This window comes from Stenotrophomonas pictorum JCM 9942, from assembly GCF_001310775.1.
Taxonomy (GTDB): Bacteria; Pseudomonadota; Gammaproteobacteria; order Xanthomonadales; family Xanthomonadaceae; genus Stenotrophomonas; species Stenotrophomonas pictorum.
Genome location: NZ_BAZI01000178.1, coordinates 1 through 5683, shown reverse-complemented (window position 1 = coordinate 5683; position 5683 = coordinate 1). Strand labels below are relative to the sequence as shown.

Annotated in this window: 6 protein-coding genes; 2 read left to right on the top strand and 4 right to left on the bottom strand. The window is 66.9% G+C overall.

The features are described from left to right. Together JCM9942_RS09985 and lpxH are read left to right on the top strand one after the other, a co-directional pair. The coding region (locus JCM9942_RS09985) for a phosphatase PAP2 family protein (RefSeq protein ID WP_054659403.1) at positions 1-481 on the top strand (481 nt) is incomplete at its 5' end. A gap of 21 nt (positions 482-502) precedes the next feature. Next, positions 503-1243, top strand: coding sequence for a UDP-2,3-diacylglucosamine diphosphatase (gene lpxH, locus JCM9942_RS09980; RefSeq protein WP_054659401.1), 741 nt, complete (start codon positions 503-505; stop codon positions 1241-1243). Positions 1244-1784: 541 nt separating this feature from the next. Here the strand turns inward: lpxH and JCM9942_RS09975 are convergent. The 4 genes from JCM9942_RS09975 to JCM9942_RS09960 all read right to left on the bottom strand — a co-directional run bounded on the left by JCM9942_RS09975 (position 1785) and on the right by JCM9942_RS09960 (position 5551). Then, the gene (locus tag JCM9942_RS09975) at positions 1785-2237 is read right to left on the bottom strand and encodes a DUF2628 domain-containing protein (RefSeq protein ID WP_241772671.1); all 453 of its coding nucleotides are present in this window, start codon (positions 2235-2237) and stop codon (positions 1785-1787) included. Between the two features lie 207 nt (positions 2238-2444). Then, positions 2445-3257, bottom strand: coding sequence for a ferritin-like domain-containing protein (locus JCM9942_RS09970; protein WP_256202360.1), 813 nt, complete (start codon positions 3255-3257; stop codon positions 2445-2447). Between the two features lie 33 nt (positions 3258-3290). Then, positions 3291-4757, bottom strand: a complete 1467-nt coding sequence (gene purF / locus JCM9942_RS09965; protein WP_054659395.1) for an amidophosphoribosyltransferase — start codon at positions 4755-4757, stop codon at positions 3291-3293. 29 nt (positions 4758-4786) lie between these two features. Beyond that, positions 4787-5551: a CvpA family protein gene (locus tag JCM9942_RS09960; RefSeq protein ID WP_054659392.1), complete on the bottom strand. Its 765-nt coding sequence runs from the start codon at positions 5549-5551 to the stop codon at positions 4787-4789. Positions 5552-5683 lie beyond the last annotated feature (132 nt).

Here is a 5683-nt window from a genome sequence, read left to right as displayed (position 1 = left end):
CCGCTACGGCCGCCGCCGCGGTATCCGCACGCTGTTTTCGGTGCTGAGCCGGCTCGGTGACGGGGTGTTCTGGTATGTGCTGATGGTCGCGCTGGTGCTGGCCGACGGACTAGACGGGCTGCGCGCCGCCCTCCATATGGCGCTCACCGGTGCAGCAGCGCTGGCGCTGTACAAAGGGCTCAAGCGCTGGACCCGGCGCCCGCGTCCGTTCGCCGCCGACCTGCGCATCCGCGCCTGGATAGCGCCCCTGGACGAATACAGCTTTCCGTCCGGACACACACTGCATGCCGTGGCATTCACTTGGGTGGCGCTGGCCTACTACCCGCAGCTGGCGCCGCTGCTGCTGCCGTTCTGCGCCGGCGTGGCGCTCTCGCGCGTGGTGCTGGGGCTGCATTATCCCAGCGACGTGCTGGCCGCCACCGGCATCGGTCTGGGGCTCGGCGGCCTCTCCGTGCACCTCGCCCCCCTGTCCGCCGGGTGAACAGCCCCTACAATGCGGAGCATGACGACACTGTTCATCTCCGACCTGCACCTGGACCCGAGCCGTCCGGCCATCACCGAGCTGTTCCTTGATTTCCTGCGTGACCAGGCGCGCCAGGCCCAGGCGCTGTACATCCTCGGCGACCTGTTCGAAGCCTGGATCGGCGATGACACGCCCTCCAGCGCGGCCGATGCGGTGGCTACCGCCCTGCGCGCACTCCACGACGCCGGTGTCCCGGTGTACTTCATCCGCGGCAACCGCGATTTCCTGCTCGGCAACGACTATGCCGCCCGTGCCGGCATGCGCATCCTGCCCGACCCGGCGGTGATCGAGCTGTACGGCAAACCGGTGCTGCTGCAGCACGGCGACCTGCTGTGTACCGATGACACCGCCTACCAGGCCTTCCGCACGCAGACCCGCGACCCGGCCTTCCAGGCCCAGTTCCTGTCGCAGCCATTGCAGGCCCGCATTGCCTTCGCCCAGCAGGCGCGGGCGGCCAGCCAGGCCCACCAGTCGGAAATGAAGGAAGGCGACCGCGCCCAGTTCGAAACCGTGACCGACGTGGCCCCGGCCGAAGTCGCTGCGACGTTCCAGCGCTACGGGGTGGACACCATGATCCACGGCCACACCCACCGCCCGGCGATCCATGCGCTGAAGGTGGGCGGACGCGATTGCACCCGCATCGTGCTGGGCGACTGGTACGAACAGGGCTCGGTACTGCGCGTGGATGCCGATGGCTTCACGCTGGATGCGCTGGGCTAGACCTAAGCGCCACCTGGCCCAACAACGGAACGGCAGCCTCGCGGCTGCCGTTGCTGTTTCAGGGTGCGGGCACCGGGACCGCCGGATCTCGGGCGCAGCTTTGAGGGTTTCCGCACCCAGCACAAACTCCGCCGTGTAGGGATGGGGCAGATCGGACATGCCATCCGAACAGGTCGCACGTTCGATGGTCAGGCGGAATGCGTCCTGCCCTTCACCGCCCTGCACCCGCAGGCGGCCGTCGCGCACCTCACGCGTCCCCTCGAAATGACGCGGGCTCTGCTGGGTGTCCGGGGTGGTGTAGTCCAGCGCCGCACCCTCCACGCGTACGCCCCAGAACGGCTCGGTACCGGAGGCCTGCAGAACGGCCGGATAGTCATCGGCAGCAGCCGGCGCGGTGATCGCGGAAGACGACGCGGAGGGCGCAGCGGCGACCGGTCCGGGCGCCTGCCGGGCACAGCCCAGCAGAGCCAGCATCGGCACGACCAGCCAGAGAGGCGAATGCTTCATTTCAGATCCTTGAGAGCAATGACGGACCTCAACCCTACAGCCACAGCGCCTGCTGCTGTATCACCCGCTGGTAATAGCTGATGTTGGCACGCGTTGCATAGAGGGCAGCGAAAACGTAACCGACACCGTTGGCGAACTTACCCAAGCCAATCAATTCCATAACCAGCACGCAGGTGATGGCGATGATCACGTACGCCAGCGCCTGCCGCCACAACCCTTTGGCCAGGAAGTAGAACGGCCCGAACAGAAAAGCGAGGATGTTGAACTGGATGCCGGCGCGCTCACCAAATGGCAGCTCTTTGAACCTGGGCAGCTTTGGTCCACCGGCGGCTTCTATCGTGCGGAAACGCCGCTTCCAGGTATCGGACACATCCGCCTGCGCAATGGCGTCGCGCTGCATGGCGCGTGGCGGTGAGGGTGGCTGCGCCACCGATGCCGGCGCTTGATAGGGATTGCTGTTGTATGGATCTGTCATCGCCCACTCCATTGCACGCAGCCCAGTGGCACCGACGTCGCCTCGTCGGCACGATCAACCGCGCCGATACTGGGCTGGGCCATGGATCAGGTCAAGGCGGAAGCTACCGGGCCGTGGTCGGGGGCGGCACGCCTCTGCGGACGACACAGCTTCATTCGCTGACAAGCAACGCCGTGCGCGCCGGCAGCGTCACCTGGCAACATCAGCAAGCGGCAGCGCTCAGCCCGCCTGCTCCACCAGATCGGCCAGTTCCTCGTCATCGAAGCCGGCCAGCAGCCGCGCCTCCAGATTGAACGGCCCGCGCAGATAGCCGTGGGCGTATTCGCCCAGCAGCTGCTTGAAGCGCTCACGCGGCTCGACGCCTTCGCGCTCGCAGTACCAGCGGTACCAGCGCGAACCGGCGGCGACATGCGCCACTTCCTCGCGCAGGATCACCTCCAGCACATCGGCGGTGGCGTCATCGCCCAGCGAGCGCAGTTTGCCGATCATCGCCGGGGTGACATCCAGCCCGCGCGCCTCCAGCACCCGCGGCACCAGCGCCATGCGCGCCAGCCCGTCATGCGCGGTCTTCTCGCACATCTCCCACAGGCCGTTGTGCGCGGGGAAATCGGCGTAGTCGTGGCCGTGCGCCCGCAGCCGCTCGCGCAACAGCACAAAGTGGCGCGATTCATCGTCCGCGCAACTGACCCAGTCCGCATAGAAACTGCCCGGCAGGCCACGGAAGCGGTACACCGCGTCCCAAGCCAGATCGATCGCGTTGAGTTCGATATGGGCGATGGCGTGGATGAAGGCCGCGCGTCCTTCCGGCGAACCCAGCCCGCGTCGCGGCACGTCGCGCGGATGCACCAGCACCAGCTGCGGTGGCCGCCCCGGCATGCGGATCGGCTGCGGATCGGATGCCTGTGCCGGCAGCTTCAGTCCCCCGGCACGGAACCGCGCGGCGAAATGCTGGGTCAGCGCCACCTTGCGCAGCGGGTCGGCCTCGACCAGGCACAGTTGCGCGGCCTGCAGCAGATCATCGACCGCAGGCATGCCGTCGGCGGCGGCACAACCGGTGTGCATGGATCAGGCGCGGCGCTGGTTCTTGGCTTCGTCCGAACGCAACTGCTGGATGCGTTCGAAGTAGCCCGACTCGATGCCGGTGACGTACTCGCCATTGAAGCAGGACGAATCGAAGGCCTTCAGCTCGGGATTGCCCTCGCGCACGGCCGCTTCCAGGTCTTCCAGATCCTGGTAGATCAGCCAGTCGCAGCCCAGGTGCTTTTCGATGTCCTCGATGCTGCGCTCGTGGGCGATCAGCTCTTCGGCGGCCGGCATGTCGATGCCGTAGATGTTCGGGTAACGCACCGGCGGTGCGGCGCTGGCCAGGTAGACCTTGCGCGCGCCGGCGTCACGCGCCATCTGCACGATCTGCTGGCTGGTGGTGCCGCGCACGATCGAGTCGTCCACCAGCAGCACCACCCGGTTGCGGAACTCCAGATGGATCGGATTGAGCTTGCGGCGCACGGATTTCACCCGCTCGCCCTGCCCCGGCATGATGAAGGTGCGGCCGACATACCGGTTCTTGACGAAGCCTTCGCGGTACTTCACGCCCAGCACGTTGGACATTTCCAGGGCGGCGTCACGCGAGGTGTCGGGAATCGGGATGATGGTGTCGATGTCATGGTCCGGACGCAGGCGCAGGATCTTCTCGCCCAGCTTCTGGCCCATGCGCATGCGCGCCTTGTGCACGGAAACGTTGTCGATCATCGAATCCGGGCGCGCGAAGTACACGTACTCGAAAATGCACGGCGTCTGCTGCGTGGTGGTGGCGCAGACCTCGGAAAACAGCTCGCCGCGCTCGGTGATCACCACCGCTTCGCCCGGCGCGACATCGCGCACGCGCTCGAAGCCCAGCACATCCAGCGCCACCGATTCGGAAGCGACGATGTACTCGTCACCTTCGGCATGGCTGCGCTTGCCCAGCACCAGCGGACGGATGCCATGCGGATCGCGGAACGCCACCAGACCCAGGCCCAGCACCACACTGACCACCGCATAGCCGCCCTTGCAGCGACGGTGCACACCGGCCACCGCGCGGATCGCCGCTTCCGGGGTCAGCATGCGCTGCGCGTCCAGCTCATAGGCGAACACGTTCAGCAGCACTTCGCTGTCCGAATCGGTGTTGATGTTGCGGCGATCAGCCTCGAACACCTGCTTGCGCAGCGCTTCGGTGTTGATCAGGTTGCCGTTGTGCGCCAGCGCGATGCCGTAGGGCGAATTGACGTAGAACGGCTGCGCCTCGTCGGTGCCCTCCGAACCGGCGGTGGGATAGCGCACGTGGGCGATGCCGATGCGCCCCTTCAGCACCTGCATGCGGCGCTCGTCGAACACGTCGCGCACCAGGCCATTGGCCTTCTCCACGCGCAGACGGGTGCCATCGACCGTGGCGATACCGGCCGCATCCTGGCCACGATGCTGGAGGACGGTCAGACCGTCATAGAGCTGCCCGGCGACGTTCTGGTTGCCGACGATTCCGACGATGCCACACATGTTGCGCGATCTCCGCTGGGCGATGCCCGTTAACGTGAAGGTGGCCTTACCTGGCCGGGGGACTCGACCCGTGCCGGATCGGGGTGACCCGGGCGCACCTGCGCCGGATCGATATTGGAAGGCAACGCCTTCGCCGGGTCCTGGTCGTCTGCATCCGCGGCCTGGCCAGTGGCACCTGTCAGCGCCCTGGACACCACCTGCGACAGCACGCCGCCCTTCATCATCTCGTTCAGGGCCGCATTATCGCCTGCGATGGGCAACTTGCCCACGTCCAATCGCGCATATTTGCCTGGCTCCGGCGCAGACAGTCCGCCCACGTCCACCTCCGGCATCTGGAAGTCCGGCAATTGCGCACGCATCCAGCCGGTAGCCGGCAGCAGCAACGGCAACAGCAGGGATTGCTGCCACGCGGCTTCGCGCGGCATCGGCGTGAAGCCCATCAGCAGGATCAGGAGGCAGCTGAAAAAGGCGCCGCGCAGCGCGCCCAGCGCAAATCCCAGCGCACGGTCGGTACCGGTCAGCCGGGTCGCCTGGACGAGGCTGCGCACCGCCATGCCCAGCAGCGCCACCAGCACCATCGCGCCGATGAAGACCAGCACATAGCCGCCGAGGTAATTGGTCATCGAGGGCTGCGCGCCTTCGGCCAGCCAGTGCGCGGCGCGATCGCCGAACTGGAAGGCCGCCCAGCCGGCCAGCAGCCACGAAACGGTGCCGACCACGATGCCGACGAAACCTTTCATCAGGCCCAGCAGGGCCGACACCCCGATCACCGCCAGCAGCAGCAGGTCGATCATGCGCCACCTGGGGCGCGTGGCCGGGCCGGCAAGCGGGCGACGGGAGCGCTCAGGTCAACGCGCATCAGGGATGCGGTCGGACCATGCCAGCGATACCCACTTTGGCGGCAACCTGCGCCTTGAGCTGCTCGG

Excerpts from the sequence above, each read along its gene's own strand:
- lpxH (WP_054659401.1), top strand. The coding sequence starts at position 503 with ATGACGACACTGTTCATCTCCGACCTGCACCTGGACCCGAGCCGTCCG.
- JCM9942_RS09975 (WP_241772671.1), bottom strand. The coding sequence starts at position 2,237 with ATGGAGTGGGCGATGACAGATCCATACAACAGCAATCCCTATCAAGCG.
- JCM9942_RS09970 (WP_256202360.1), bottom strand. The coding sequence starts at position 3,257 with ATGCCTGCGGTCGATGATCTGCTGCAGGCCGCGCAACTGTGCCTGGTC.
- purF (WP_054659395.1), bottom strand. The coding sequence starts at position 4,757 with ATGTGTGGCATCGTCGGAATCGTCGGCAACCAGAACGTCGCCGGGCAG.
- JCM9942_RS09960 (WP_054659392.1), bottom strand. The coding sequence starts at position 5,551 with ATGATCGACCTGCTGCTGCTGGCGGTGATCGGGGTGTCGGCCCTGCTG.